We start from the raw sequence: 25,109 nt of genomic DNA, 5'->3' as shown, positions 1-25,109 counted from the left end.
ATCGGGTAGAGTTAGTTATCTAATCATATTTGCACCTAAATCGCTACATTGCATAGCGAAGCTTATTAATAAAATATTACATATAGATAAGGCGATATTATTAAATGGTTAATTTTGATAATAAAATAGTTGTACTTGGTGCTGGGTGGCTTGGTCAGGCACTTTGCTTTGAAGCCAAAAAATTACAGTGGGATGTGCAAGGCACACATCGAAGTAGTGAACATCAATTTGATTTTCATAGACAATTCTTACTTGAGCAGGGAAAAGTTAAGCATGATGTTAGCCTTGAAAATGCATGGTGGGTATGTGCTATTCCTCCACGTAGTAGGCAACAGCAAAGTAATTATTTAGAGACCTTAAATGCAGGACTGGCTCTTGCCGATTCATTGCATTGCAAAGGCTTTATTTTGTGCTCGTCGACAGGGGTTTATGCTAATGATAATGGGCTTTACAACGAAGCAAGTATTATTGAGTGTCAAACAGACCGTCAGCAACAGCTATACGATGCAGAGCAAGCCGTATTAAAAGCAGGTGGAAAAGTATTACGTTTGGCTGGTTTAGTTGGTCCACAACGTGAGCCGGGACAATTTGTGGCAGGTAAAGAGTTGTCTAGCTCAAGTGAGCAAATCGTTAATATGGTTCATCAGCAAGATGTAATTAACGCAATATTTAGTGTTATTACGCATTGGCCTGTGGCACAAAGTGTTTATAACGTCGTTAACCCTGCTCACCCAACTAAAGCTGATTACTATCGAGAAAAGTGCCGTGAGAAGGGTAATCCAGCGCCTACTTTTACCAGCAATGAGGTGGGGGAGCGAATTATTAATGGTGAAGCCATTAAAGCGCTCAACTTTAGTTACCAACACGCTATTTAGCTATTTTTTAAAGGTTAAATGCCCGCCTAATCGGTATTTACTGCCGGGTGAAACAAGACGTGCAAAGCTCACAATACCTTGTGATGACCATGTTCGGCGGATTACTTGCAAACAAGGCTCTTCGTTATATAAGTTGAGCCATTCACACATTTCAGGGTTGGGCATAACGGCTTCAACCGTGTGGCGTGCCTCGGTGAGTGGGGCGACGAGCGATAAATATTCATGCGGTGTTTGGTTGTGAAAATCTTGCTGTAAGTAGTCTTTGGCAAGTAAAGGGTTCACGAAACGCTCTTCAACTTGCAGTGGTTGCTCGTTTTCATTGTGAACAATAACACTGCGATACACATGACTGTCTACTTCAACACTCAGTGCAATGGCAATAGGGGCGATAGCACGTATCGATTCCATAACCAAAATAGTGCAACTGTAGTGACTATTTCGCGCTTTTACCTCGTCGGCAATGTTTTTTATTTCTAGCAATGAAGATTGCGATTTGAAGCTTGCTACAAATGTGCCTAACCCTTGGTTGCGCGTTAAAATACCGGCTTCGGTGAGTTCTGATAAAGCGCGTCTTGCTGTCATTCTACTCACTTGAAATTGATTAGTGAGCTCATTTTCTGACGGTACACGGTCATTTTCTTGCCAGTGACCAGCGCGGATATTTTCAAGAATAAATTGTTTTATTTGCGCAAACTTAGGAACACTCATGCTGAGAACGTTATTGGTAACTTTTTAGTGTGTTTCAAGGTGGCATAATTTTCTTGTATATACAAGGTGAGTTGTTAAACTTTAAACAATTTCAAGTTACAGGGTTCAAACGACCAAACCCGACGCATCAGTATAGGTGAAAAATGCACACAACGAATAATGATCACGCACACTGGGATTTATTGATCACAGATGCCAATATCGCGACGATGGACCCTGCAATTGATGCACCATATGGTGCGCTTGAACACGCTGCAATTGCTGTAAAAGACGGCAAAATAGCATGGCTAGGATCACAGGCTGACTTGCCACAATTTGATGTGTTAGCAACCCCAACAGTATCTGCAAAAGGGCAATGGTTAACACCAGGGTTAATTGATTGTCACACTCACCTTGTATTTGCTGGTAGCCGTGCAGAGGAGTTTGAACAACGTTTGCAAGGTGTGAGCTATGAGCAAATTGCAGCAAACGGTGGCGGCATTGCCAGTACGGTTCGCGCCACACGCGAAGCCGACCATGAAACACTATTTGTTGCAGCGAAAGAGCGCCTAAATGCGTTGTATGGCGAAGGGGTGACTACCGTAGAAATTAAGTCTGGTTATGGTTTAGATTGTGAAAACGAAATTAAATTACTTGAAGTTGCTCGCTTATTAGGTGAAAACCACCCTGTCGATGTGAAGACAACATTCTTAGGTGCTCATGCGTTACCGCCAGAATACAAAGGCCGAAGCGATGAGTATATTGAGCTTGTCTGCGGCGAGATGTTAGAACAAGTGGTTGCAGGAAACCTTGCTGACGCCGTTGATGCTTTTTGTGAAAATGTAGGTTTCAGTAACGAGCAAACTCGACGCGTTTTTGAAGCGGCTAAAAAGCATAACCTGCCAGTGAAGCTTCATGCTGAGCAGTTATCTAATCAACATGGTGCTGCGTTAGTTGCCGAGTTTAATGGTTTATCCGCTGATCATATTGAACACCTTGATGAAGCGGGTATTAAAGCAATGGCTAGCGCTGGCACGACGGCGGTGCTCTTGCCGGGTGCCTTTTACTTTTTACGTGAAACAAAATACCCGCCGATTGAATTACTACAGCAATACCACGTGCCTATCGCAATTTCTACTGACTTTAACCCAGGTACTTCACCTTTGTGTTCATTGCACTTAATGATGAATATGGCATGTACTATTTTCCGTATGACACCAGAGCAAGCATTAGCTGGGGTAACACGTAATGCAGCGGGGGCATTAGGTCTTAGTGATCGTGGTGTGCTTAAAGTTGGTGCGCGTGCCGATATTGCCCATTGGCAAATATCCCATCCTGCGCAATTAAGTTACCAATTTGGCGTAAATAAACTGTTAAATCTGTGGATTTTGGGTAGACTAAGTTAGAGAGAGTTTTTACGCATTTTGGATTACATGTCATTAATTGCCAGTTTAGCGAGCAGTACTGCGAGCCTCGTAAATTTAAGTAGTGATGTTGTACCAGTTTTTTTAGCTGGTGCCGTTTTTATGGCAATGATATGTGCCTTGTGTGTAACCCATCATCCCGTATTAAGGTTAAGCCTAGTCGTTAATGGCGTATTAGGCTTAGCAATCCTGAGTGTAGGGTCACCTTGGCTTATTTTATTACTGGCCATAAGCCTGTGCTTTCATCTGTGGCAAGCATTTAGAACGACAAACTGGTTAGCAATCACACTCAGTGTGTCGGCAGCACTCTGTTTTGCCGTGTTATTTTCTGCGCATTTTTTACTTGATATTGCCTTTTATTGGTTAGTATTGTCGGTGGTTATACTCAGTGTGTCAGGCTTTTTTAATTACGAAGAGCCCGCAGAAGACGAAGAGGTTCCCGTTGAACCTAGCCGCCACGACGATTTAGATAAAACCCCGCTAAAAGAGCTTCCCGATCGCAAAGGATTAGAAAAAAGCTTCGCAGTATACAGTGAAGCGCATTCAAAAAACTGTGTGCTGGTTGTGATTCGCCTCGAAGGATTCGAAACCGTTAACCAGCACATAGGTCGTGACTTTGGTGATTTATTACTGGCTCAATCGGCCAATCGTATCAAACAGCAGCTCACCTCAGATGCAGTTCTGAATATGAAAGGGCGCTCAGGGGGCGTCGATAAGCTGGCTCATTTAGGTGGATTAAACTTTGCGTTTATTTGCGCGGTTGAAGAGCAAAAGCACCTTCATGAACAATTAATTAGCCAAATAAGGCAAGTGACATTAAAGCCGTTCAATGTGGCCAATTGCACCATTGAAGTTAAAGTGCGTGCCAGTTATGTGAATTGTAACGACCCTGATCACAGTTTTGATAATTTAATCTCTTTTGCTTACCTTGCACTTGATTCAAACCCAGATAAAGCGATAGTGCCGTATCAATCACAAATGATGATCGAACAGTTAGAGCAACAAGCCCGATTACGTGAACTTGCTCATCTTGATTTTGCCAGTGAGCTTGAACTGTATTTTCAACCCGTGATTCGTAATAGTGATGAACATATTGAGTTTTTAGAACTCTTACTGCGTTGGCAACACCCCAAACAAGGCATATTAGCGGCCAATAAGTTTATTGATGATATTCGCGTTGCGGGGCTTGGGTATCCGGTTGCTGCGTTTGTCATTGAGCGTGCCGCAGAGCTTGCAATGGCCTTACGTATGGAAGGCATTCAATTACCATTGAGTATCAATGTGTTTGGCCCTGAAATGCTTCATGAAGAGTTTATAGAGTTTGTAGACCGCATCGCAACTGAGCATCGCTTAGAGCCCGGAGATTTAATTATAGAGTGTCCGTTAGACTTATTCATGGGGTTAGATGACCAAGGTAAAGCCATGGTCGCGCGGCTTAATAGTATTGGTATAAAAGTGTGTGTTGATGGCTTGGGAGACAGCCCCGTTTGGTTGGCTAAGTTACCTAACCTTAATGTTGAATACATTAAAGTTGCACCGTCATTAACCGCAGACTTTGCGCATCAAGCCCAAGTGCGCAGCTTAGTATCGGGTATGGTCGATATGCACACGCAAAATAATGCTAAAGTAATTTGTGAAGGTGTTGAAACACTCGAGCAACTGAAGTTTGTTAAATCACTTAATACATATGCCGCGCAAGGTTATTATTTTAGTTACCCGCTGAGCAGTGTGGGAATGATGTCTTGGTTAAAACAATGGCGGCTAGAACGTGAATAGTGCAAACGCGCCATGCAAACATGCCGTCTACAGTTTAATGTAGGCGTGAAATTTATTTCGCGCGAAAAGGGTTACAAGCAACGAGTTACGAAAAGCGAGATGCGAGCTATACCGTGAAGGTTGTTTAATGTCGTTGAATAGCTTTACTTTTTCGGCGTTAAAACACCTCCCACGTGTGAAGTGTGTATCACTTGTAGGAGGGGCTTTAGCCGTGAAAGGGTCATAAGCAACGAGTTACGAAAGGCGATATACGAGCTAGTACAGCTAAATTGAGAAGGTTGTTTAATACCACTAAATAGCTTTACTTTTTCGGCGTTAAAACGCCTCCCACGTGTGAAGTGTGTATCTCTTGTAGGCGTGAAATTTATTTCGCGCGAAGGGTTACAAGCAACGAGTTACGAAAAGCGAGATGCGAGCTAGTACAGCTAAATCGAGATGGTTGTTTAATGCCGCTGAACAGGTTTGCTTTTCGGCGTTAAAACGCCTCCCACGTGTGAAGTGTATCACTTGTAGGAAGGGCTTTAGCCGTGAATCTTATAAAAGATGTTGCTGCGCAAACGCGCCATGCAAGCATAACGCCTACGGTTTAATGTAGGCGTTAAATTTATTTCGCGCAAACGCGCCATGCATGCATGGCGCCTAAAAACGAGGTTACTCACCCGGCTTTTGGCGCGTTTTATTACAGGCTTTCTCTTGCTTGCAAGTAAGCATTAACTAATGCGGTGATGATTTGCCCAGCATCGTTTATTCCTGCCTCTAACCCTACGGGGTGTTGCGATGGTGCACCTTCACATAAATGCAGGTAGCTGGCATGAACATGCCTAGCAGCTAAATGCACAAAATGCTCAGCATCACTGACACTAAAACCACAGTTTGTGTAGGCGCTTACCGGCATGAGTGAAATACTATCAAGGTCTACTTCCACGCCAAGGGGGGCGCTGTCAAAGCGAGCAAGCGCCTGTTTGCAGGCCGTTGAAAGGTCGATAGTGCGACGCACTTGAATATCTTGGTAGCTATCAAACAAGAAGTTTGCATCTTTGAGAGCATTCAGAATTGCTTGGTTATTTTTAAATTCGTGCAAACCGATTACATGATATTGCGCAAGGTGACTTTCAGAATAGGCGTACCTGAAGCCGTTACCACTGTGGCGACCTTCACACTCTCTAAAATCTGCATGTGGGTCTAAGTTAATGGCATTAACAGGCTTAGCGTGCTGTTTACTTAACGCACGTAAAATTCCTAAGCAGTTATTATGGCCCCCACCAATGACAATAGGTTCTAAACCTGCAGCAAAGATCATCGCCAGTACGCGCTCAACGCGGGTGTCGATATCTGCGCAAAGTTGGCGCAGCTGAGCTAAGTCAGCGTCGTTTTTGTTATCGAGGTGAGCGGCTTGCTGGTTTAAATCATCAAGTTCCACTTCGCCGAGTAATAACACGCGTTCATGATTTAGAAATTGATTATGAGTTTGATTAAGAAAGCGCTTTAAAAAAGCTTGCCATGCTTGATGCGAACCGCCATTGCCTAAATTAGCACGGGGACCAATATCTTCACACACGCCAACGAGTACATAGCGAATGCCGAATTGTTTTGCATCGATAAGGGCTTGAGGTGCGTTTGTGTGTGTATCGAGGAGGGCGAGGGCTTGCCACGCTTTCTGTTCGTTGGCGCGGCGGACACATAAATGTTTAACCGCCGCTTCATCATAAATTTTAAGGTAGTCAGTCACCGAGTTTAGTCTTCTTCTATTACGTCGAACTCTAATTCATCAGCAGATAATATAATGCCGGTGCTATCAGCGTAAACAAAGTCACCATCAAAGAATGAGACACCCGCAAAATTAACGCCAATGCCGTCTTCACCGGCTCCTTCACTGTCGGCAGCAACAGGAATAGACGCAATTGCTTGAATGCCTAAATCTAATTCTTCAAGGTCATCAACATGGCGAATAGCACCATATACAATAATACCTTGCCAGTTATTTTCTAATGCGATTTCAGCCAGCTCAATATCAATTAGTGCGCGGCGGGTTGAACCACCACCATCAATTAACAGTACACTGTCGGTACCATCTGTTGATAATATTTCGCGGATCAGCTCATTGTTCTCAAAACATTTTACGGTTCTAACTCGACCACTGAAACTTGGGCGTCCACCAAAATTGATAAACATAGGTTCGAGCACATCAACCACATCGGCAAAGTGGTCGCATAAATCAGAAGTGCTGTAATCCATTTTTTCATCCTCTAAAGAGACTGTCTGTTTAGTACTCAGTATACCCTGATACAACTCAATAACAACGACTTAATACGTGTTTATTACTTTAAATCAAAGGAATCAACTCACCGCAACATTAGTGTCTCAAAAGCGTCACCTAATTGTTATTTTTAACACCTAAGCTGAGATGAGTAGCCCTCTTATAAAGAGGTCATGTTTGTATTAAAAACAGACACAAAGTATGACAAGGAGCTTGGCCATGGCAAATAACATACTGACGAAGTTAGCAAAAGTGGATGAACAGTTGTTTTTAAGCGTATTTAACGATGCATCGCCTAATTGGCTTAGACGCTCAGCAATCGGTCTATCAAAAACCGGCGATGGTGGGCTATACCTGATGTTATTTGTGGGGTTTTGGTGGTTCAGCGAACAATTACATTTCCAGCAGTTTGCCTTGAGCCTGTTGGTTGGCTTTGCTATAGAGCGACCCATTTATTTTTTGGCTAAAAAACGCATTGCTCGAGTCAGGCCTTGTGATTGTTTAGTGCAAGGGGCTTACCTGGTGCCCAGTGATAAGTTTAGTTTGCCCTCGGGGCACAGTGCTGGTGCGTTTGTTGTTGCGACTATTTTAACGATGTACTTCCCTGCTTTTATGGCTGTGTGGTTTATCTGGGCGGCAGGCGTTGCGGCTTCACGGGTTGTCGTGGGCGTGCATTATCCAGCCGATGTGATTGTTGGTGCGGTGATAGGGTCGAGTTGCGCTGTGCTTGCTGTGATGGTGGTGGAATATATATGAGAATTTTGTACGGTATTCAAGGTACAGGGAATGGTCACATAACACGAGCTCGGGTTATGGCAACAACATTCAATGCATTAGGTGTCGATGTTGATTATGTGTTTTCGGGCCGCCGTGAGCACGATTACTTCGATATGGATGAATTTGCTAACTACCGAGCGTTTCGTGGTTTATCGTTTACCAGTAAATCGGGGCAAGTTGATAGCTTAAAAACACTCAAAAATGCTCGGCCATTGCAGTTAATCAAAGATATAAAAAGCCTTGATTTACGTCACTATGATTTGGTGTTTAATGATTTTGAGCCGATCACAGCATGGGCGGCTAAACAGCAGGGGGTGCCGGTTATTGGTATGAGTCATCAGGCGGCATTTTTGTCAGATAAAGTGCCGATGTTTGGTCGCTCATTTTTCAGAAGAGCGTTAATTCGTCATTATGCGCCCGCTAATGTTTATTTAGGTGTGCATTGGCAACCTTATGCAAAAAATATTATTCCTCCGTTTATTGCGGCTCATCAGCATAATAATCCTGTCATGGTTGAAAATAAGGTGTTAGTTTATTTACCATTCGAAAACTTAGACAGTGTAGTCGACTACCTAAAAGACTTTCCCGAGCGCGAATTCTATTGCTACCACCCTGATGCAGAAAACTCATCAATTGGAAATATTCACTTAAGATCACCATCACGCGTCGGTTTTTTAAATGATCTTGCCAATGCGGGGGGAGTGATAGGAAATGCTGGATTTGAACTGGCCAGTGAGGCCTTGCAATTGGGTAAAAAGCTGCTGTTAAAGCCGCTTGGTAAGCAATTTGAGCAAGGCATAAATGCACAGACTTTATTGTCAATGGGGGCGGCGCATGTCATGAGCTATTTAAATCCCTATGCCATGGATGACTGGCTGCAATCAGCACAAAACAGAAAACTGAATTTTCCTAGCGATCCGGCTCCTTTGGTTGACTGGTTACAAAAAAGACAATGGCAACAACTAGATAAATTGCACTACCACTTGTGGCAACAGGTTGATATTGAAAAAAAAGTTATTGTTTAAACCATTCGTATCAACGACAATGCCCGGCAACATTAGCTACTTTTATTAGCTGCTTTAAATAGTTTAGCTATACTCTTATATGCATGTATCTATAGGGCGCTCTGAATGAATGTATTACAAAACTTAACTATAAAACGTCGTTTACAATTAAACGCGTTAGTTGTTGGTCTTGCAATGATTGTGATGCTATGTGTCATTATCTTTGAGTCTCGCACGATGCTAAAACTCAATGAGACAATTCAAAATGCGGAGGAGCTTGATATTCATGAGCTTTCTATGCGTAAGCATGAGAAAAACTTTCTGTTTTACAAAGATGTAAACAGCCTTAGCTTATTTGAAAATGAGTACACACAACTTAAAACAAAAATGGCGCGATTAGATGAATTGCTAAACGATTTATCGATGAACACAGATAAGTTAGGCGAGTTTAGACGTCTAGCTAAAGTGTACTACGATGATTTTAACAGCGTTGTAGAGTTACAAAAACAAATAGGTTTACACCCAAAAGATGCGCTTTATGGTGATTTGCGTAACGCTGTGCATCAAGTCGAAACACTATTAAGTGAGCGCGAAGATTACCGTTTACTCACTTACATGTTGCAGTTACGCCGCGCCGAAAAAGATTTTATGCTGCGATTTGACACAAAATATCTGACCAAGTTTGATGAATTAGTCGCTGATTTTGAGTCCGCCATTAAAGTAGCTGAGCTTGATGGTAACTACGAAAGTCAATTACTGGCTCTTTTGTCGACCTATCAAACTAAATTTAAAGCACTCGTCGATGCACAAGTCTTACTCGGTCTAGACTTAGATTCGGGTGCCTTGGGTAAAATGAAGCAAAGCGTTGAGATGAGTGATGCCATTGTTTCTGAACTGACCGATGAGACAAAAACATTTGTTGAATCAAGCGCATCGCAAGCACAGTTAATTGCTTTAATGGTGTTTATTATTGCAAGTGCTGTTGTGATGATTTTGGTTTACTTTACCAGCCGTTCAATTATTCAGCCTATTGAGCGTGTATACCATACAATTAATGAGATTCGTCGTAGTAACGATTTAAGTATTTCGATTGAGCAGTCGGGCAAAGACGAAGTGACGATTATGACGGTTGATTTTAACAGCTTAATTGGTGATTTTAAAAAGCTGATTTACGAAGTTAACACGGCACTGAGTACGCTTAATATCGCGACTGAACATTTATCAGAAACCACATCAGCAACCAGTTCGGGTATGCAAGAGCAGCTGCATGAAGCCGATATGGTTGCAACTGCTGCAACTGAAATGCAGGCAACCATTCAAGATATTTCGCATAATACCGAAGCAGCGGCTAAAAAAGCAGAGTCAACCAATTTAAGTGCCCAACAAGGTCGCTCAGAAGTTGAGTCAACGGTCGTACAGATTAATCATTTATCTGAGTCGCTTGGAAATGCTTCGAGTGTTGTGTCGCAATTAGAAAAAGATGCCGAAACGATTGGCTCGGTGCTTGATGTGATCCGTGGCATTGCTGAACAAACGAATTTACTCGCACTGAATGCTGCAATCGAAGCGGCGAGGGCCGGTGAACAGGGACGCGGTTTTGCTGTGGTTGCTGACGAAGTTCGCTCGCTTGCACAACGTACACAAGACTCAACTCAAGAAATTGAAAGCATTATTACGACCTTGCAAGGGCGTACCCGAGAAGTTGTCAGTATTATGCAGCAGTGCCGTAATCAAGGTGGCGAAAGTGCCGCTCAGGCAACGAAAGCAGGTGAGTTACTACGCTCTATCACTGAAGACGTGCAAACGATTATGGATATGAGTACGCACATTGCGACGGCGATTGACGAGCAAAGTCAGGTGGCTTCTGAGGTTAACAAAAACGTGGTGCGTATTCGAGATATTGCTCAACAAGCCTCTGGACATGCAGTCACTAATGCACAAACCAGCGAGGAAGTCTCTGAGCAGGCTCGCGTGCTGTACCAAGCAATTGATAAGTTTAAAGTGTAGGGATTCAGTAACAGATAAATTTAAAAGCGCGCAATTTTGTCGCGCTTTTTTGTTTTAGGTGGCGCTAATAAAACTAAGGTACAAACTTTATTGGTACGCTGTCTTTATTCGCTTCGTGCTCATGGACACGGGTTTGGTATTGTTGCCAAAGTGAGTCTTTATTAGCCTGTAAATCGGCTAAATAATGCCAGCTGTATAAGCCGCTGTTGTGATTATCGCTAAATACTAAACGAAGCGCATAATGACCAACTGGCTCAATTTTGCTAATGCTTACTTGGTGCTTATTTAGTACCAGCTTCATGGGCTCATTACCATGGCCTTGTACTTCGGCTGAGGGTGAGTGAACACGTAAGAACTCTGCACTAAAGCAAGCACTCGACTCATCGTCAAAGTAAACGTCTAGTACTTTGCTTACGCTGTGATAATGCACTTTCGTCACTTCTTTCATAGTAAACCCTATCATTGATTTTTAAGCTAACAAAAAAGCCTCCAACAGGAGGCTTTTAATTATAACGATAATTTAGTGATTAAAGAATAAAGCGACTTAAATCTTCGTCTTCAACCAATGCGCCTAGGTGCTGCTCGACGTAATTAGCATCAATTGTGAGCGTTGAACCCGCTTTTTCAGAAGCATCGAATGAAATTTCTTCCATTAGCTTTTCCATCACAGTGTGTAAGCGACGTGCACCGATGTTTTCGGTTTTTTCGTTTACTTGCCATGCGGCTTTAGCAATACGCTCAATTGCGTCTTCAGTGAAATCAACGTTAACCTGCTCTGTTTTCAACAGTTCGCGTTGCTGCTCTGTAAGCGATGCATGTGGCTCTGTAAGGATACGTTTAAAGTCATCGGCGGTTAACGCTTCTAGCTCTACGCGAATCGGTAAACGACCTTGTAGCTCTGGGATCATGTCTGACGGTTTTGCCATTTGGAATGCACCAGATGCAATAAATAACATGTGGTCAGTCTTAACCATACCGTGTTTAGTGCTCACTGTTGAGCCTTCGATTAATGGCAGTAAATCGCGTTGAACACCTTCGCGGCTTACATCTGGGCCTGACGCTTCGCCACGCTTACAGATTTTATCGATTTCGTCGATAAATACGATGCCGTTTTGCTCTACAGCAAAGATAGCTTGCTCTTTTAACTCTTCAGGGTTAACAAGTTTAGCGGCTTCTTCTTCAACTAATAGCTTGAAAGCTTCTTTGATTTTCAGCTTGCGCTTACTGCGCTTATCACCGCCCATGTTTTGGAACATGCTTTGTAACTGGTTGGTCATTTCTTCCATACCAGGCGGAGCCATGATCTCAACGTTAGGCTGTGCTTGTGCAACATCAATATCGATTTCTTTATCGTCTAATTGGCCTTCACGTAACTTTTTACGGAACGACTGACGTGTCGAAGAGTTTTCATCAGAACGTGATTCACCAAACGTATCACGTGCTGGTGGTAGTAGGGCGTCGAGAATACGCTCTTCTGCCGCTTCTTCAGCTCGGTGCTTGAATTTTTTGGTTTGTTGTTCACGGGTCATTTTGATTGAGATATCAACTAGATCACGAATGATCGTCTCAACTTCTTTACCAACATAACCCACTTCAGTGAATTTTGTTGCTTCGACTTTAATGAAAGGCGCATTAGCTAGTTTAGCAAGGCGACGTGCAATTTCGGTTTTACCGACACCGGTAGGGCCAATCATTAAGATATTTTTTGGCGTAACCTCAGCGCGTAATTCGTCGCTAAGCTGCATGCGACGCCAGCGATTACGCAGTGCGATTGAAACTGCTTTTTTAGCTTTTGCTTGGCCAATAATGTGTTGATCAAGCTCGTGAACGATTTCTCTTGGAGTCATCTCAGACATGGCAGTTCCTATTACAATTCTTCAATAGTTTGGAAATTATTCGTGAATACACAGATGTTGCCTGCAATTGTTAGGCTTTTCTCTACAATTTCACGGGCACTTAGGTCGGTATTTTCAAGCAGGGCTGTCGCAGCAGATTGTGCGAAGTTACCACCACTGCCAATGGCGATAAGGTCGTTCTCTGGTTGTACTACGTCACCATTACCGGTGATGATCAACGAGGCGGTTTCGTCAGCAACGGCCAGTAGCGCTTCAAGCTTTCTGAGTGCGCGGTCACTTCGCCAATCTTTGGCCATTTCTACTGCGGCCTTGGTGAGGTTACCTTGGTGCATTTCTAGTTTGCTTTCAAAGCGTTCGAAAAGGGTGAAGGCATCAGCAGTACCGCCAGCAAAACCAGCGATTACTTTGCCATTATAAAGACGTCGAACTTTGCGGGCGTTGCCCTTCATTACGGTGTTACCAAGTGAAACCTGGCCATCGCCACCAATAACGACCTTGTCGTCGCGGCGAACACTTACAATAGTAGTCATGATTATTCCTCATCATCGAGCGGCGAAGCCGCTCGTAAAAAGCGATTGATGAGGTGTTTATATGGGTGAATGAGCTAAAATCAAGTCCAAAGCCAAATTCCACAGCCCATTATTTTAATGCGCTTGAGTTTGTTTTTGTCGCTTTCTGCCAGACGTTTGGTTTCGTAAGGGCCTAAACGCACTTTATACCAAATGCCATTACTGCCTTCTACGCGTTTAACTTCAGACACTAAGCCTGCAAATGCAATCTTCGCTTTTAAGGTTTGAGCTTGTTCCAGCGTTCTAAAAGAGCCGCATTGCATTACATAAGGGCCTTTTTGCTCAATCTCTTTTACTTCAACCTGAATTTCGTGTTCTTTTATTTCTTTAATAAACTCGGGTGGTTTCGGTTTTGGAATAACCTTTTCTTCTTCTGATTTTGTTGGATTAGCTTGCTGCTCAACAAGTTCAGGATCGGCATTATGTTTGATATACCATAAACCATACCCAAACCCACCCAGCAAAATAAGGGCGACAAAGACAAGAACAATAGGGAACGGCTTTTTTGCCGGGGCTTGTTTTTTATTATTTCGATTTGATGGTTTTTTATTTATGTAATCGTGTTGTGCCATGACTTTTTTATTGGCCTTTAAATCATATCTATTGGATCAACGTCTAAGCTCCAACGCACCTTTTGCGCTAATTTACTGGTGCTTATATAGTCAACCATTTGCGCTAAATATTGGTGTAAGTGGGAGCGCTCCAGCGCTTGAATATGTAACTGAAACCGATATTTACCTGCTACACGCTCCAATGGCGCAGGGATCGGTCCGAGCAATTGTATACCAGATATGTTCTGGACAGGAACCAAATCAGTTAAAAAATCCATGACTTGATTTATGTTATGTCCTTCGGCACGCACAATTGCCATGTTTGTTATGGGGGGGAGCTGAGCATCTTCTCGTTCTGCAAGGGCATAGCGCGCAAAATCTTGATAGCCATTATTCACTAAATCTTGCAATAGTGGGTGCTCAGGAAAGTGAGTTTGTAACAGTACTTGTCCCGGTTCACCACTGCGTCCTGCACGGCCTGCAACCTGAGTGACAAGCTGTGCTAAATGTTCTGTAGCGCGAAAATCACACGAGTACAAACCACTATCAACATCTAAAATAAGCACTAAACTGACATCGGCAAAATGATGGCCTTTCGCAAGCATTTGCGTGCCCACCAAAATACGCGCCCCCCCTTGATTTATGTCGTCGAGGGCTTTTTCTAAGCTGCCTTTACGACGAGTTGAATCTCGGTCAATGCGGCTAATGGGTATATCAGGGAAAGTTTCTGCTAAAAACTCTTCAATTTGTTCCGTGCCTTTACCATTAGGAAAAATCTGTGTGCTGCCACAATCGGGGCATTGATGGGGCACTGCATGCTGCTCGGAGCAATGATGGCAGATCATTTGTCCAATTGCTTTGTGGAATGTGGCACTGGTACTGCAACGTGAGCACTCACTTAACCAGCCACACTCATGACATATGAGTGTGGGAGAAAAGCCGCGTCGATTTAAAAACACCATGACTTGCTTGCCGCGCTCAAGATGTTGACGCATATAGGCCAAACTTGCATGGGCAATACCGGCTTGTTCGGGTTGGCCTTTCATATCCATTAAGTGAAATTGGTTATCAGTGCTGGTTTGCGCACGCTCCGTTAAGCTCAATAGTTGGTACTTGTTATTTATTGCTTTATGTAACGTTTCGAGAGCGGGAGTTGCGCTACCTAGTATCAAGGGTATTTGCTGTTGATAAGCTCTGTAGGCTGCTAAATCGCGAGCATGATAACGCAGCGTATCTTGTTGCTTAAACGAGCTGTCGTGCTCTTCATCAACAATGATCATACCAAGTGATAAAAAAGGTAAGAAAATACTCGAACGGGTGCCGATAACAATGGCGCAGCTGCCTTTTTCGCAGAAACGCCATGTTTGCAAGCGCTCGTTGTCGGTTAATGCTGAATGCCAAAGCATAATAGGGGTATCGGGAAAGCGACGGCGAAAACGATTAACGGTTTGTGGTGTTAGCCCAATTTCGGGCACTAACACCAGTGCTTGCTGGCCTTTTTTTAGAACCTCTTCAAGGCACTGTAAATACACTTCTGTTTTACCACTGCCGGTAACGCCTTCAAGTAAAAAACAGGTGAACCCACTTGCTTGATTAATCGTTGTGCATGCAACGGCTTGTTCTTTGTTTAGGGTTGGTTTACTGCCAATTGTTGGGGCGCGTTGCTGCCATTGGTTATCATGTTCGATAAACTGTTTAATGAGTTCTTTTTCGAGCAAGCTATCAATGGTTTTTTTATTAAAGCCGAGTGCTTTTAATTCGGTTAAAGATGACTTGCCTGACTGCGCTAGCTGCTTCAGCAAATTAAGTTGTGTTTTTGCTTTGAGTGAAGGTAATTTTGCACCTTTGTCGGTGAGTTCAACCATATTTATACTGGTTTTGTCTGGGCATTCACCTTGGCGTAGTGCCGCTGGAAGCGCTGTATGAATTGTTTCACCAAGTGGGTAGCAGTAATAGCGAGCAGTAAATTTTAGCAGTGCTAAGTGTTGCTCAGATAAAATAGGGGCATCGTCTATAACATCAATAATGGCTTTAATTTTATCTTCGGGTACATCGGTACTGGTTTTGATTGCCAGTACGACTGCTATCTTTTTTTGAGAGCCAAAAGGCACACGCACACGCATGCCTACTCGCAGCTCAGGGCTATGTAGCAGCTGCTCAACTTTATAATCGAAGGTACGCTGTAAAGGGACTTTTATGGCAACTTCTACAAAGTGCATAACAACTCAACTGAATTAAGAATAGAAAAAATAGCGTGTGTTGCTAATGTACTAAAATTAGTGCTAAAAACCTACCAACAAATACTGAACGTTTGATGACTTGTTTATTTTTTTAGCTAAAGATGAATTTAAAGCTTGTCGAGAGGCTGCTTGAGCTATAAAATACGCGACCTATTAATTGTATTAACGACGTATGGTGCCAGACTTCGGGTTTGGAGAGCGATGCGGCCTTAACTAGAGGTTCCTATGAAAGAAGGTATTCACCCTAAGTACGAAGCTATCACTGCAACTTGTTCATGTGGTAACAAATTCGAAACTAGCTCTACTTTATGTAAAGACATCCACTTAGACGTATGTTCTGAGTGTCACCCGTTTTACACTGGTAAGCAAAAGATTTTAGACACTGGCGGCCGTGTTGATCGTTTCAACAAGCGCTTCGGTGCACTTAGCAGCAAGAAGTAATATCTGCTGTTTAGTTGAAAGAAGCACCCTTTGGGTGCTTTTTTTATGCCTGAAATTCAGACCCATTCTTTTTTATATCCCATGCCTACACGCTTTATGTGCATAACTATTTCTGCTTGTTATGCCCAATATATCGCTAATAATGCAGACAAATAGTGATCCCTTCGCTATATTTTGAATGATATAAATGATTCCAAAAGTTGTAAAAAGTAACAATTTATATGAACTTCACCTATAAATGCTGTTAAGTTCGTTAAAGTTGCTCATTTTGCTAAGTTTCGGTTATTTGCTGTGTTCGTGCCTATAAAATACAAAAACAGGTGCTTAAATGGCCACAAATAGATGAATTTTTATCTGTTGTGAATTAAAACTATGTGCAGAAATTGTTGGGAAATCCTTTAAAATTAAGCGATATAGCATATAACAGGATAGACCTGATAATACTTGGAATTTTTATATATTACAGGTATCGTACAGATGCAAGCCCTCTCACTTTTTAACTTATTGCAGGATACTATCGCGTTATGTCAGATTTTCGTGAACAAGCATTACATTACCACGCTCACCCCGTTCCAGGTAAAATTAGTGTAGAACTAACTAAACCAGCAGAAACGGTTAATGATCTCGCTCTAGCATATAGTCCAGGTGTCGCAGAGCCCGTCCGTGAGATAGCAGCCGATCCAGCAAATGCCTATAAATACACCGGCAAAGGTAATATGGTTGCGGTTATTTCAAACGGTACCGCAATTTTAGGCTTAGGCAATTTAGGTCCGCTTGCATCAAAACCTGTGATGGAAGGTAAAGCACTTTTATTTAAACGCTTTGCAGGTTTAGACTCGATAGATATCGAAGTAAAACACCGCACGACAGAAGACTTCATTAATACTGTTGCAAATATTGCCGATACGTTTGGTGGTATCAACCTAGAAGATATTAAAGCGCCAGAGTGTTTCGAAATTGAAAAAGCGCTTATTGAGCGTTGTAGCATCCCTGTTTTCCACGATGACCAACATGGTACTGCAATCGTAACAGCAGCAGGCATGCTAAATGCGCTTGAAGTACAGGGTAAAGATATCGAAGACGCGATTATCGTGTGTTTAGGTGCCGGTGCAGCAGCGGTTGCATGTATGGAACTACTTATTAAATGTGGTGCATTGCGTGAGCACATTTATATGCTTGACCGCAAAGGCGTGATCCATACACGTCGAGATGACTTAAACGAGTATAAATTGCTATTTGCTAACAATACCGATAAGCGCACTTTGCAAGATGTGATAGCCGATGCTGATGTATTTGTTGGTGTATCTGGCCCTAACTTATTAACCGCTGAAGATTTAAAACTGATGGCAGATAAGCCGGTGGTTTTTGCATGTTCAAACCCTGATCCAGAAATCGCGCCAGCTGTTGCACACGGTGCACGTAATGATTTAATTATGGCAACAGGGCGTTCTGATTACCCTAATCAGGTTAATAATGTATTGTGTTTCCCATTCATTTTCCGCGGTGCGCTTGATGTGCGTGCGACATCAATCAATGATGAAATGAAAATTGCAGCGGTGCATGCTATTCGTAGTATTGCGAAAGAGCCTGTGCCTAACGAAGTGCTTAAGGCGTCGGGTGTTGATTCACTTGAGTTTGGTGCTGAGTACATTATTCCAAAACCAATGGACCCACGCTTATTACCACGTATTGCACGTGCTGTTGCAGAAGCAGCCGTTGAGTCTGGTGTGGCGCAAATTGACATGCCAGAAAACTACATGCGTTAAATAATTAGGTACCTATTCGTTTGATTAAGCGGGTAGGTATAACTAACTGCAAATAAAAAACTCAGCCAAGGCTGAGTTTTTTTATGTCTGAGAAATCGGCTACGATCCGGTGGCCGAAATATTTACTCTGAATCAAGTACGGGGATATCTAACCCCATTTCTTGCATAATTCTTTTTACTTCTTCAGGTACTTTTTCAGGGTTATCTTTACGAAGGTCGTCATCATTCGGTAATGGTTGACCTGTAAAAGCGTGTAAAAAGGCTTCGCACAGTAGCTCACTGTTAGTGGCATGACGAAGATTATTAATCTGACGACGCGTGCGCTCATCAGTTAATACTTTTAATACGTTCAGCGGAATTGATACGGTAATTTTTTTTACTTGCTCTGATTTTTTACCGTGTTCTGCATATGGGTGAATGTATTCACCGTTCCATTTAGCCATAAGTTGTTTCGTTGCCTCGGTTGTCAGTTGTTTACGCCTTATCCACAGCGCAAGATGCGGAAATTCTATCGCTTTAAAAAAGATAGTCAAATACTAGTTATTTAGCCATCTAGTCGTGTAAATGTATAAACTTCTATGTAATGGCGATAAATGCTTTGACTTCTCATATTTGATCATCTAACCTTTTAGACGTCTAAACATCCAATTCTAAGTAGGTGATGAAATGAGTGAAAAAAATAAAGCGACGATTGCTGTTCGTCATGGCATTGAAGCCGATAAACACCACGGTGCAGTCGTTCCACCAATTTACTTATCAACCACTTATTCGTTCGCTGATTTTGATACTAAGCGCCAATATGACTATGGCCGCAGTGGTAACCCTAACCGTGATATTTTAGCCGAAACACTCGCTGAACTAGAGGGCGGAGCTAAAGGCATTATTACTGCGACAGGCATGGCGGCTGTTCACTTAACGACACAGCTTTTGAATAGCGATGATACCTTGGTTATTCCACATGACTGTTACGGCGGTAGCTATCGTTTATTTACCTCATTAGAGAAGCGCGGTTTACTGAAACTAAAAGTGCTTGATTTAACAAAAGCTGAAAATCACCAAGAAATCTTAGCGATAAAACCTAAACTGATCTGGATTGAAACACCCAGTAACCCCATTTTACGCCTAACAGATATTAAAGCGATTACCGCCATTGCTAAACAATCCGGTGCACTTGTTGCGGCTGATAACACGTTTTTATCGCCGGCCTTGCAAAACCCGATTGAGTTTGGTGTTGATATAGTCGTGCATTCAACGACTAAATACATTAACGGTCACTCTGATGTGGTTGGCGGTGCTGTTATTGCAGCAACGCAAGAGTTGGGTGATGAACTGGCTTGGTGGGCAAATAATATTGGTATTACGGGTGCACCGTTTGATAGTTATCTTACTCTGCGTGGTTTACGCACTTTAAATGTGCGTTTAAAACAGCACCAAGAGAATGCGTTTGCAATTGCAGAATATTTAGAAGATTCACCGTTTGTGAGCCAAGTATATTATCCCGGTCTCGCTTCTCATCCTCAGCATGCGCTCGCTAAAGCACAGCAACGCGGTTTTGGTGGCATGGTGAGTTTTGATATTAAAGGCGACATTAATGATGCTGCGGCTTTTCTAACAGGCCTTAAAGAGTTTAGCTTAGCCGAATCATTGGGGGGCGTTGAGAGTTTAATTTGTCACCCTGCGACCATGACTCATGCTGGAATGGAGGCAAAAGCTCGCTTAGAAGCAGGGGTGGGTGATACGTTAATTCGTATCTCTGTTGGCATTGAGGATGTAAAAGATTTAATTGCCGATTTAGACCGTGTTTTCAATTTAGTTAAACCAGGTCAGGGGCAGCAAGCCACTCAGAGCAACGCGAAGCAAACGCACACGCAAGCCAATACGCAACAAAGCAGCACTTTTAAGTTAACGCCAGCACATACGGCATTGTGGTAGAAAAATGGTAAATATTGTTCATAAATTTGGTGGCTCAAGCTTAAGCTCTGCAGAGCGTTATCATGCTGTGGCAAATATTGTTTTAGCAAATACGCAGCAAGGTGATTGTGTGGTGGTGTCTGCATCGGGCAAAACAACCGACACCTTGGTAAAACTTTGGCAAAGTTATCAACAGCAAGATAACCAAGCGGTTAGTGATATTTTATTGCTGATTGATAATAATCAGCGCGCCTTAATAGAGCAGCTGTTAGTAGCAAAAAACAAGCAGCAGGCATTGGCACAATTAAAAGATGAGCTGGCGCTATTAAATATACTTATTGCTAAACAGCAACTACAAGAAGCCGTGTTGCTAGCACATGGAGAAGTATGGTCTGCGCGTTTATTAGCGGGCTATCTAAATCAGCTGGGTGTGGCAGCACAGGATGTGGATGCACGGCAGTTATTTACATTAAATGATGGCCAACTATTGCATCAAAAGAATCAACAGCAATGCACCGATGCGATCAGTAAAGTAAAGATCAATGTGGTGACAGGCTTTATCGCTGCAGATTGTCAGGGTAAGACGGTAACACTGGGTCGTAATGGCAGTGACTACAGTGCGACCTTGTTAGCAAGCTATACCTTTGCCAAGCAAGTGTCTATTTGGACTGATACCCAAGGTGTATTCAGTACAGACCCTCGTAAGGTGAAAAACGCCGTTAAATACGCAAAAGTGTGCCGAGAGCAAGCTAATTTATTGGCTCGCTTAGGTAACCCTGTTTTACATGCAAAAACCTTATCACCGCTTAAAGACAGCGACATTAAACTTGTTGTAAGAAGTAGCTTTGATTGTGATGCCAGCCCAACTGAGGTTGTAAAAGAAGGGTATAGCAAGGCGAAGCGTTTTATTACGACCTTAGATAATATCGATTTACTGCGTGTTGATACGCTAAGCACAGGTGAAGTGGGGGAGCTGAGTCAGCTAATTCAGCACAGTTTGCATCATTTTGTGAAAGAAGGTGATACCTATTTGCTGGTACCAGGGCACAGTACTCATCAAGTGGTGAGTCACCTTGCTGGGCGGGCTAATATTGTTGAATCTAATTTAAGCGGCTGCGCGGTTGTGGCACCAAGTAGCGATGTGAGCCAGTTAGCTGAACAAGCAATTTCGCTCCTTAAAGAGCAAAGTATTCATCCACGCTTTGTACAACAAGATCAGCAGTATGTGTTGCTACTAAACGATCAAGCTATAGACAGCGATGTACTGACCCTGTTGCATGATAAATTGGTCAACAAGGGTCAAGAACTGGCTATTATCGTGGCTGGGCTGGGTAATGTTGGTGAAGTCTTTCTATCACAGTTACAGGCTCAGTTTGTTAGGTTATCAGCTCATTACCAGATTAAAGTCGTGGCATTATTACGCTCAAAACAAATGCTATTTAGTGCCAGTGGCTTGAACACAGAAACGTGGCAAGCGCAGTGGCAAAGTGAAGCCCAACACTACGATAAAGAAACACTGCTAACACGTATTAGCGAACTTGATTACGAACACAAAGTGGTGATTGATATCACCGCCAGTGAAGCGTTTAGCCAATTATACCCAGCACTCGTTGAGCTTAATTGTCATTTAATTAGTGCCAATAAATATGCAGGCACAGCGGCAAATGATTGGTATCAAACATTGCGCTCTAATTTAGCTGAGCGTAATTTGTTGTGGCGTTATAACACCAGTGTAGGGGCCGGCTTACCAATTAACTTTGCATTGGCAGACTTACAAAATAGTGGTGATAGTATTCATCGTATAGAAGGGGTTTTTTCGGGGACGCTGTCGTGGTTGTGCAGTTGCTATGATGGTAACGTTCCGTTTACTGAACTTGTGCTACAAGCGCAGCAAATGGGCTACACCGAACCTGACCCGCGTGAAGATTTATCTGGCCGAGATATGCAGCGCAAGTTACTTATTTTAGCCCGCGATTTAGGGTTAGATTTAGAGCTTGATGACATTGCATTAACGCCATTGATGCCTGAAGAACTGGCAACAGGAAGTTGGCAAGACTTCCTTGCGAACAGGCATTTGCTTGATGCATTCATCGAAGAAAAGGCTGCCATTGCACAGGCCGAAAATAAAGTTGTTCGCTACACCGGTGCAATTACGCTCGTTGATGGTAAAGCGAAAGCAGCCGTTGGCTTAGTGAATGTTGCACACGATGATGTATTAGCTAGCTTAAAGCCGGGTGATAATATTTTTGTGATTAATTCGCAGTGGTACACAGACAACGCGCTCGTCATTCAAGGCCCTGGTGCAGGAAAAGAAGTGACTGCTGCGGGAGTTCATTCAGACCTTTACTGGTTAGTGAATAACTTAAAATAATTTTGCTGATCTTAGTTTAAATAGCTAAGCAAAAAGCGCCCAATGGGCGCTTTTTTATTAGTCTAATAAAGGTGTTAAAGACTGTTTAGAACAGCTCTTCCTCTGTAGAAAGTGACTCTTCAAACACATTAGTCGGTTGCTCAAGGACATACTTCGTCGGAGCGGTGCCTTTAATAAAGTACTCAAAGCGACTGGTGTAATCATTTTTATGGCTCAGTAACCCTGTTGCTAAATCAATGCGCACAGACACTAAGCCTTCTGGAAACTCAATCGGTGCCTCAGGCATACCATCTAAAGCAACTCGCATAAAATCAACCCAAGCTGGTTGAGCCGTTTTTGCGCCTGATTCAGCCCCTGATATTTGTGACTTATCAAGGTTACTGTTGTAGGTTGAACGACCCAGTGGGTTGCCTGGGTTATCAAAGCCAACCCACACAGAGGTCAGTACATTGCGATTAAAACCACTAAACCATGTATCAACAGAGTCATTCGTGGTTCCGGTTTTACCTGCTAGATCACGGCGATCAAGCGCTTGTGCACGCCAGCCAGTACCACTCCAACCTGTTTTATGTGCCCAGCTTCCGCCACCCCAAATTGCGCTGTGCATTGCTTGCGAAATTAAGAAAGCATTTTGTTTTGAGATGATACGAGGCGCGCAGCGAGGCTGAGCATTGTGTTCTAATTCTGTGGCCACCAGTTGGCTATCATCAAGTGTTGCAAAATCGGGCGTGACCTTTTGCTCTGGGGTATCACAGGCAAGCTCTGGTGTGGCTTTATATAAAGTTGTTCCAGCAGAATCTTGAATTTCAGAGATGTAATAAGGCGTAATTAAGTGCCCTCCATTTGCAAAGGCACTCATGCCGCGTGCAAGCTCAAGAGGCGTAATAGAGGCACTCCCTAATGCCAGCGACTCACTGCGGTTAATGTCGCTATTCAAAAAGCCAAACTTTAATAAATGATCTGCTGTGCGCTCTAAACCAACACCGCGTAATAACCGAACTGAAATAACGTTTTTAGATTGTGCTAAAGCACGACGAATACGAATAGGGCCATTGTAAACTGCTGGGCTATTTTTAGGACGCCATGCAACACCTTGGCTTTTGTCCCATTGGTTAATGGGGGCATCATTTAAGATTGAGGCTAAGGTATAGCCATTTTCTAACGCCGCTGAGTAAATAAATGGTTTAATATTCGAACCTACTTGGCGCTTAGCTTGTACTGCACGATTATATTGGCTTTGCTCAAAACTATACCCTCCCACAATGGCTTTTATGCGACCATCTTGAGGGTCAAGTGATACTAAGGCGCTTGATGCTTCGGGTACTTGGCTTAAAATATAACTGTCATCTGGATTCTTACGTAGCCAAATTTGTTCGCCAGCATTGAGAATTTCGGTGGCCGTTTTCGGTGCAAAACCTTGGCGATAACGGGTAATGTATTTACGTGCCCATTTTAGGCCATCCCACTCAAGGGTTATATGCTCGCCATTTTTTAGTAATACCTGCGCAGATTGCTCAGCAACATTAGTGACTACGCCCGCACGTAAAGGGCCAAACTCTTTCACGTCTTTTAGTTTATCTAAAATAGCGTCTTCGCTAAGCGGACTATCCGTATTGCTATCCCAAAGCTGCGCGGTGGCGCCTCGGTATCCATGGCGCATATCGTAGGCATGTAGATTGTCGACGAGCGCATCTTGGGCTGCTTGTTGAATATTAGACTCAACACTGGTGTATACTTTAAAACCGGTGTTGTATGCACGTTCGTGGCCGTAACGGGCCACCATTTCTGCACGCACCATTTCAGAGATATACGGTGCATAGACTTCAATTTCTGCCCCATGAAATTTAGCGGTAATTGGTGCGTTAATGGCTTCTTCGTATTCACTCTGGGTAATATATTTTTCGGTTAACATACGGCCAAGAACAACATTTCGTCGACTTTTTGCGCGTGCAGGGTTACGAATGGGGTTTAAAGCCGAAGGCGCTTTGGGGAGACCTGCAATCATTGCCATTTGAGGCAGTGTAAGCTCATTCAGTTCTTTACCGTAATACACTTGTGCAGCAGCACCTATACCGAATGCGCGGTTACCTAATTCAATTTTATTTAAATATAATTCGAGAATTTCATCTTTGCTTAATATGCTTTCTATGTGCAAAGCAATGAAGATCTCTTTCACTTTACGGATGTATGCTTTTTCACGAGTTAAGAAGAAGTTACGGGCAAGTTGCATTGTTATAGTACTTGCGCCTTGTTTCTTTTCTCCTGTAGATATGAGTACAATGGCTGAGCGGATGATACCGATAGGGTCGATACCAATATGTTCATAAAATCGATTATCTTCAGTTGCTAAAATAGCATCGATTAAAGGCTGGGGAATTTCATCGATTGTGACCGGAATGCGGCGTTTTTCACCGAATTGGTTAATCAATAAACCATCTCTAGAAAATACTTGCATAGGTGTCTGTAATTGAACGTCTTTCAGTACCTGAACGCTAGGAATATCAGGTTTAACGTAATAGTATAGACCGACTAAAGTGATTAGTCCTAAAAATGAGCAGATGATAATAAATTGTAAAGTTCGTTTTAATAAAATCACT

Annotated in this window: 20 protein-coding genes; 10 read left to right on the top strand and 10 right to left on the bottom strand. The window is 42.9% G+C overall.

Translation table 11 applies throughout. The features are described 5' to 3' along the window. The first annotated feature begins 104 nt into the window (after nt 1-104). Nucleotides 105-875, top strand: a complete 771-nt coding sequence (locus tag H3302_RS14150) for an NADP-binding protein (protein ID WP_036973227.1) — start codon at nt 105-107, stop codon at nt 873-875. Here the strand turns inward: H3302_RS14150 and hutC are convergent, their stop codons facing one another. After that, complete coding sequence (gene hutC, locus H3302_RS14145) at nt 876-1,583, bottom strand: histidine utilization repressor (RefSeq protein ID WP_182395594.1); 708 nt, start codon at nt 1,581-1,583, stop codon at nt 876-878. A gap of 143 nt (nt 1,584-1,726) precedes the next feature. Here hutC and hutI point away from each other — a divergent pair, with 143 nt between their 5' ends. Continuing rightward, nucleotides 1,727-2,968, top strand: coding sequence for an imidazolonepropionase (gene hutI, locus H3302_RS14140; protein WP_036973224.1), 1,242 nt, complete (start codon nt 1,727-1,729; stop codon nt 2,966-2,968). Nucleotides 2,969-3,088: 120 nt separating this feature from the next. Next, nucleotides 3,089-4,762: a GGDEF domain-containing phosphodiesterase gene (locus tag H3302_RS14135; RefSeq protein ID WP_227006798.1), complete on the top strand. Its 1,674-nt coding sequence runs from the start codon at nt 3,089-3,091 to the stop codon at nt 4,760-4,762. Nucleotides 4,763-5,441: 679 nt separating this feature from the next. Here H3302_RS14135 and H3302_RS14130 read toward each other — a convergent pair. Then, on the bottom strand, nt 5,442-6,491 hold the full coding sequence (locus H3302_RS14130) for a formimidoylglutamase (RefSeq protein ID WP_074989333.1): 1,050 nt from the start codon (nt 6,489-6,491) through the stop codon (nt 5,442-5,444). Between the two features lie 5 nt (nt 6,492-6,496). Then, complete coding sequence (gene rraA, locus H3302_RS14125; RefSeq protein WP_036973221.1) at nt 6,497-6,997, bottom strand: ribonuclease E activity regulator RraA; 501 nt, start codon at nt 6,995-6,997, stop codon at nt 6,497-6,499. A gap of 241 nt (nt 6,998-7,238) precedes the next feature. Here rraA and H3302_RS14120 point away from each other — a divergent pair, with 241 nt between their 5' ends. The 3 genes from H3302_RS14120 to H3302_RS14110 all read left to right on the top strand — a co-directional run bounded on the left by H3302_RS14120 (nt 7,239) and on the right by H3302_RS14110 (nt 10,807). Continuing rightward, the gene (locus H3302_RS14120; RefSeq protein WP_065978289.1) at nt 7,239-7,775 is read left to right on the top strand and encodes a phosphatase PAP2 family protein; all 537 of its coding nucleotides are present in this window, start codon (nt 7,239-7,241) and stop codon (nt 7,773-7,775) included. Next, nucleotides 7,772-8,821 (top strand): MJ1255/VC2487 family glycosyltransferase, encoded by a 1,050-nt coding sequence (locus tag H3302_RS14115; protein ID WP_036973219.1) that lies wholly within the window; start codon nt 7,772-7,774, stop codon nt 8,819-8,821. The genes H3302_RS14120 and H3302_RS14115 overlap by 4 nt, the downstream gene beginning before the upstream one ends. Before the next feature lie 105 nt (nt 8,822-8,926). Next, nucleotides 8,927-10,807, top strand: a complete 1,881-nt coding sequence (locus H3302_RS14110) for a methyl-accepting chemotaxis protein (RefSeq protein ID WP_074989334.1) — start codon at nt 8,927-8,929, stop codon at nt 10,805-10,807. Nucleotides 10,808-10,880: 73 nt separating this feature from the next. Here H3302_RS14110 and H3302_RS14105 read toward each other — a convergent pair whose 3' ends face one another. The 5 genes from H3302_RS14105 to priA all read right to left on the bottom strand — a co-directional run bounded on the left by H3302_RS14105 (nt 10,881) and on the right by priA (nt 16,002). Then, nucleotides 10,881-11,255, bottom strand: coding sequence for a gamma-butyrobetaine hydroxylase-like domain-containing protein (locus H3302_RS14105; RefSeq protein WP_074989335.1), 375 nt, complete (start codon nt 11,253-11,255; stop codon nt 10,881-10,883). Nucleotides 11,256-11,334: 79 nt separating this feature from the next. After that, nucleotides 11,335-12,663 carry an HslU--HslV peptidase ATPase subunit gene (gene hslU, locus H3302_RS14100; RefSeq protein ID WP_036973213.1) on the bottom strand — a complete coding sequence of 443 codons (1,329 nt, stop codon included), beginning with the start codon at nt 12,661-12,663 and terminating at the stop codon, nt 11,335-11,337. 11 nt (nt 12,664-12,674) lie between these two features. Continuing rightward, complete coding sequence (gene hslV / locus H3302_RS14095) at nt 12,675-13,193, bottom strand: ATP-dependent protease subunit HslV (RefSeq protein ID WP_008115012.1); 519 nt, start codon at nt 13,191-13,193, stop codon at nt 12,675-12,677. 80 nt (nt 13,194-13,273) lie between these two features. Beyond that, nucleotides 13,274-13,804 carry an SPOR domain-containing protein gene (locus H3302_RS14090; RefSeq protein WP_065978292.1) on the bottom strand — a complete coding sequence of 177 codons (531 nt, stop codon included), beginning with the start codon at nt 13,802-13,804 and terminating at the stop codon, nt 13,274-13,276. Between the two features lie 17 nt (nt 13,805-13,821). Continuing rightward, a complete protein-coding gene (gene priA / locus H3302_RS14085; protein ID WP_075593951.1) occupies nt 13,822-16,002 on the bottom strand; it encodes a primosomal protein N' in 2,181 nt (726 codons plus the stop codon). Between the two features lie 246 nt (nt 16,003-16,248). Here priA and rpmE point away from each other — a divergent pair, with 246 nt between their 5' ends. Together rpmE and H3302_RS14075 are read left to right on the top strand one after the other, a co-directional pair. After that, complete coding sequence (rpmE, locus tag H3302_RS14080; protein ID WP_036973208.1) at nt 16,249-16,464, top strand: 50S ribosomal protein L31; 216 nt, start codon at nt 16,249-16,251, stop codon at nt 16,462-16,464. A 524-nt stretch (nt 16,465-16,988) separates the two neighbouring features. Then, nucleotides 16,989-18,230 (top strand): malic enzyme-like NAD(P)-binding protein, encoded by a 1,242-nt coding sequence (locus H3302_RS14075; protein ID WP_065978294.1) that lies wholly within the window; start codon nt 16,989-16,991, stop codon nt 18,228-18,230. Between the two features lie 122 nt (nt 18,231-18,352). Here H3302_RS14075 and metJ read toward each other — a convergent pair whose 3' ends face one another. After that, a complete protein-coding gene (gene metJ / locus H3302_RS14070; protein WP_036973203.1) occupies nt 18,353-18,673 on the bottom strand; it encodes a met regulon transcriptional regulator MetJ in 321 nt (106 codons plus the stop codon). A 223-nt stretch (nt 18,674-18,896) separates the two neighbouring features. Between metJ and metB the strand changes: the two genes are divergently transcribed. Further along, entirely contained in the window at nt 18,897-20,162 is a 1,266-nt protein-coding gene (gene metB, locus H3302_RS14065) for a cystathionine gamma-synthase (RefSeq protein ID WP_074989337.1), read from the top strand. A 4-nt stretch (nt 20,163-20,166) separates the two neighbouring features. Then, nucleotides 20,167-22,512, top strand: a complete 2,346-nt coding sequence (metL, locus tag H3302_RS14060) for a bifunctional aspartate kinase/homoserine dehydrogenase II (protein WP_074989338.1) — start codon at nt 20,167-20,169, stop codon at nt 22,510-22,512. An 85-nt stretch (nt 22,513-22,597) separates the two neighbouring features. On the opposite strand, the gene H3302_RS14055 is transcribed toward metL, so the two are convergent. Beyond that, the gene (locus H3302_RS14055; protein ID WP_074989339.1) at nt 22,598-25,108 is read right to left on the bottom strand and encodes a penicillin-binding protein 1A; all 2,511 of its coding nucleotides are present in this window, start codon (nt 25,106-25,108) and stop codon (nt 22,598-22,600) included. Nucleotide 25,109: the final 1 nt, after the last annotated feature.

The organism is Pseudoalteromonas sp. MT33b (assembly GCF_014117385.1).
In the GTDB taxonomy this organism is placed as follows: Bacteria; Pseudomonadota; Gammaproteobacteria; order Enterobacterales; family Alteromonadaceae; genus Pseudoalteromonas; species Pseudoalteromonas lipolytica.
This window is presented reverse-complemented; position numbering and strand designations above follow the sequence as displayed.

What these genes read in the sequence shown, in the direction of transcription:
- H3302_RS14150 (WP_036973227.1), top strand. Translation starts at nt 105, where the DNA reads ATGGTTAATTTTGATAATAAAATAGTTGTACTTGGTGCTGGGTGGCTT.
- hutC (WP_182395594.1), bottom strand. Translation starts at nt 1,583, where the DNA reads ATGAGTGTTCCTAAGTTTGCGCAAATAAAACAATTTATTCTTGAAAAT.
- hutI (WP_036973224.1), top strand. Translation starts at nt 1,727, where the DNA reads ATGCACACAACGAATAATGATCACGCACACTGGGATTTATTGATCACA.
- H3302_RS14135 (WP_227006798.1), top strand. Translation starts at nt 3,089, where the DNA reads ATGGCAATGATATGTGCCTTGTGTGTAACCCATCATCCCGTATTAAGG.
- rraA (WP_036973221.1), bottom strand. Translation starts at nt 6,997, where the DNA reads ATGGATTACAGCACTTCTGATTTATGCGACCACTTTGCCGATGTGGTT.
- H3302_RS14120 (WP_065978289.1), top strand. Translation starts at nt 7,239, where the DNA reads ATGGCAAATAACATACTGACGAAGTTAGCAAAAGTGGATGAACAGTTG.
- H3302_RS14115 (WP_036973219.1), top strand. Translation starts at nt 7,772, where the DNA reads ATGAGAATTTTGTACGGTATTCAAGGTACAGGGAATGGTCACATAACA.
- H3302_RS14110 (WP_074989334.1), top strand. Translation starts at nt 8,927, where the DNA reads ATGAATGTATTACAAAACTTAACTATAAAACGTCGTTTACAATTAAAC.
- H3302_RS14105 (WP_074989335.1), bottom strand. Translation starts at nt 11,255, where the DNA reads ATGAAAGAAGTGACGAAAGTGCATTATCACAGCGTAAGCAAAGTACTA.
- hslU (WP_036973213.1), bottom strand. Translation starts at nt 12,663, where the DNA reads ATGTCTGAGATGACTCCAAGAGAAATCGTTCACGAGCTTGATCAACAC.
- hslV (WP_008115012.1), bottom strand. Translation starts at nt 13,193, where the DNA reads ATGACTACTATTGTAAGTGTTCGCCGCGACGACAAGGTCGTTATTGGT.
- H3302_RS14090 (WP_065978292.1), bottom strand. Translation starts at nt 13,804, where the DNA reads ATGGCACAACACGATTACATAAATAAAAAACCATCAAATCGAAATAAT.
- priA (WP_075593951.1), bottom strand. Translation starts at nt 16,002, where the DNA reads ATGCACTTTGTAGAAGTTGCCATAAAAGTCCCTTTACAGCGTACCTTC.
- rpmE (WP_036973208.1), top strand. Translation starts at nt 16,249, where the DNA reads ATGAAAGAAGGTATTCACCCTAAGTACGAAGCTATCACTGCAACTTGT.
- H3302_RS14075 (WP_065978294.1), top strand. Translation starts at nt 16,989, where the DNA reads ATGTCAGATTTTCGTGAACAAGCATTACATTACCACGCTCACCCCGTT.
- metJ (WP_036973203.1), bottom strand. Translation starts at nt 18,673, where the DNA reads ATGGCTAAATGGAACGGTGAATACATTCACCCATATGCAGAACACGGT.
- metB (WP_074989337.1), top strand. Translation starts at nt 18,897, where the DNA reads ATGAGTGAAAAAAATAAAGCGACGATTGCTGTTCGTCATGGCATTGAA.
- metL (WP_074989338.1), top strand. Translation starts at nt 20,167, where the DNA reads ATGGTAAATATTGTTCATAAATTTGGTGGCTCAAGCTTAAGCTCTGCA.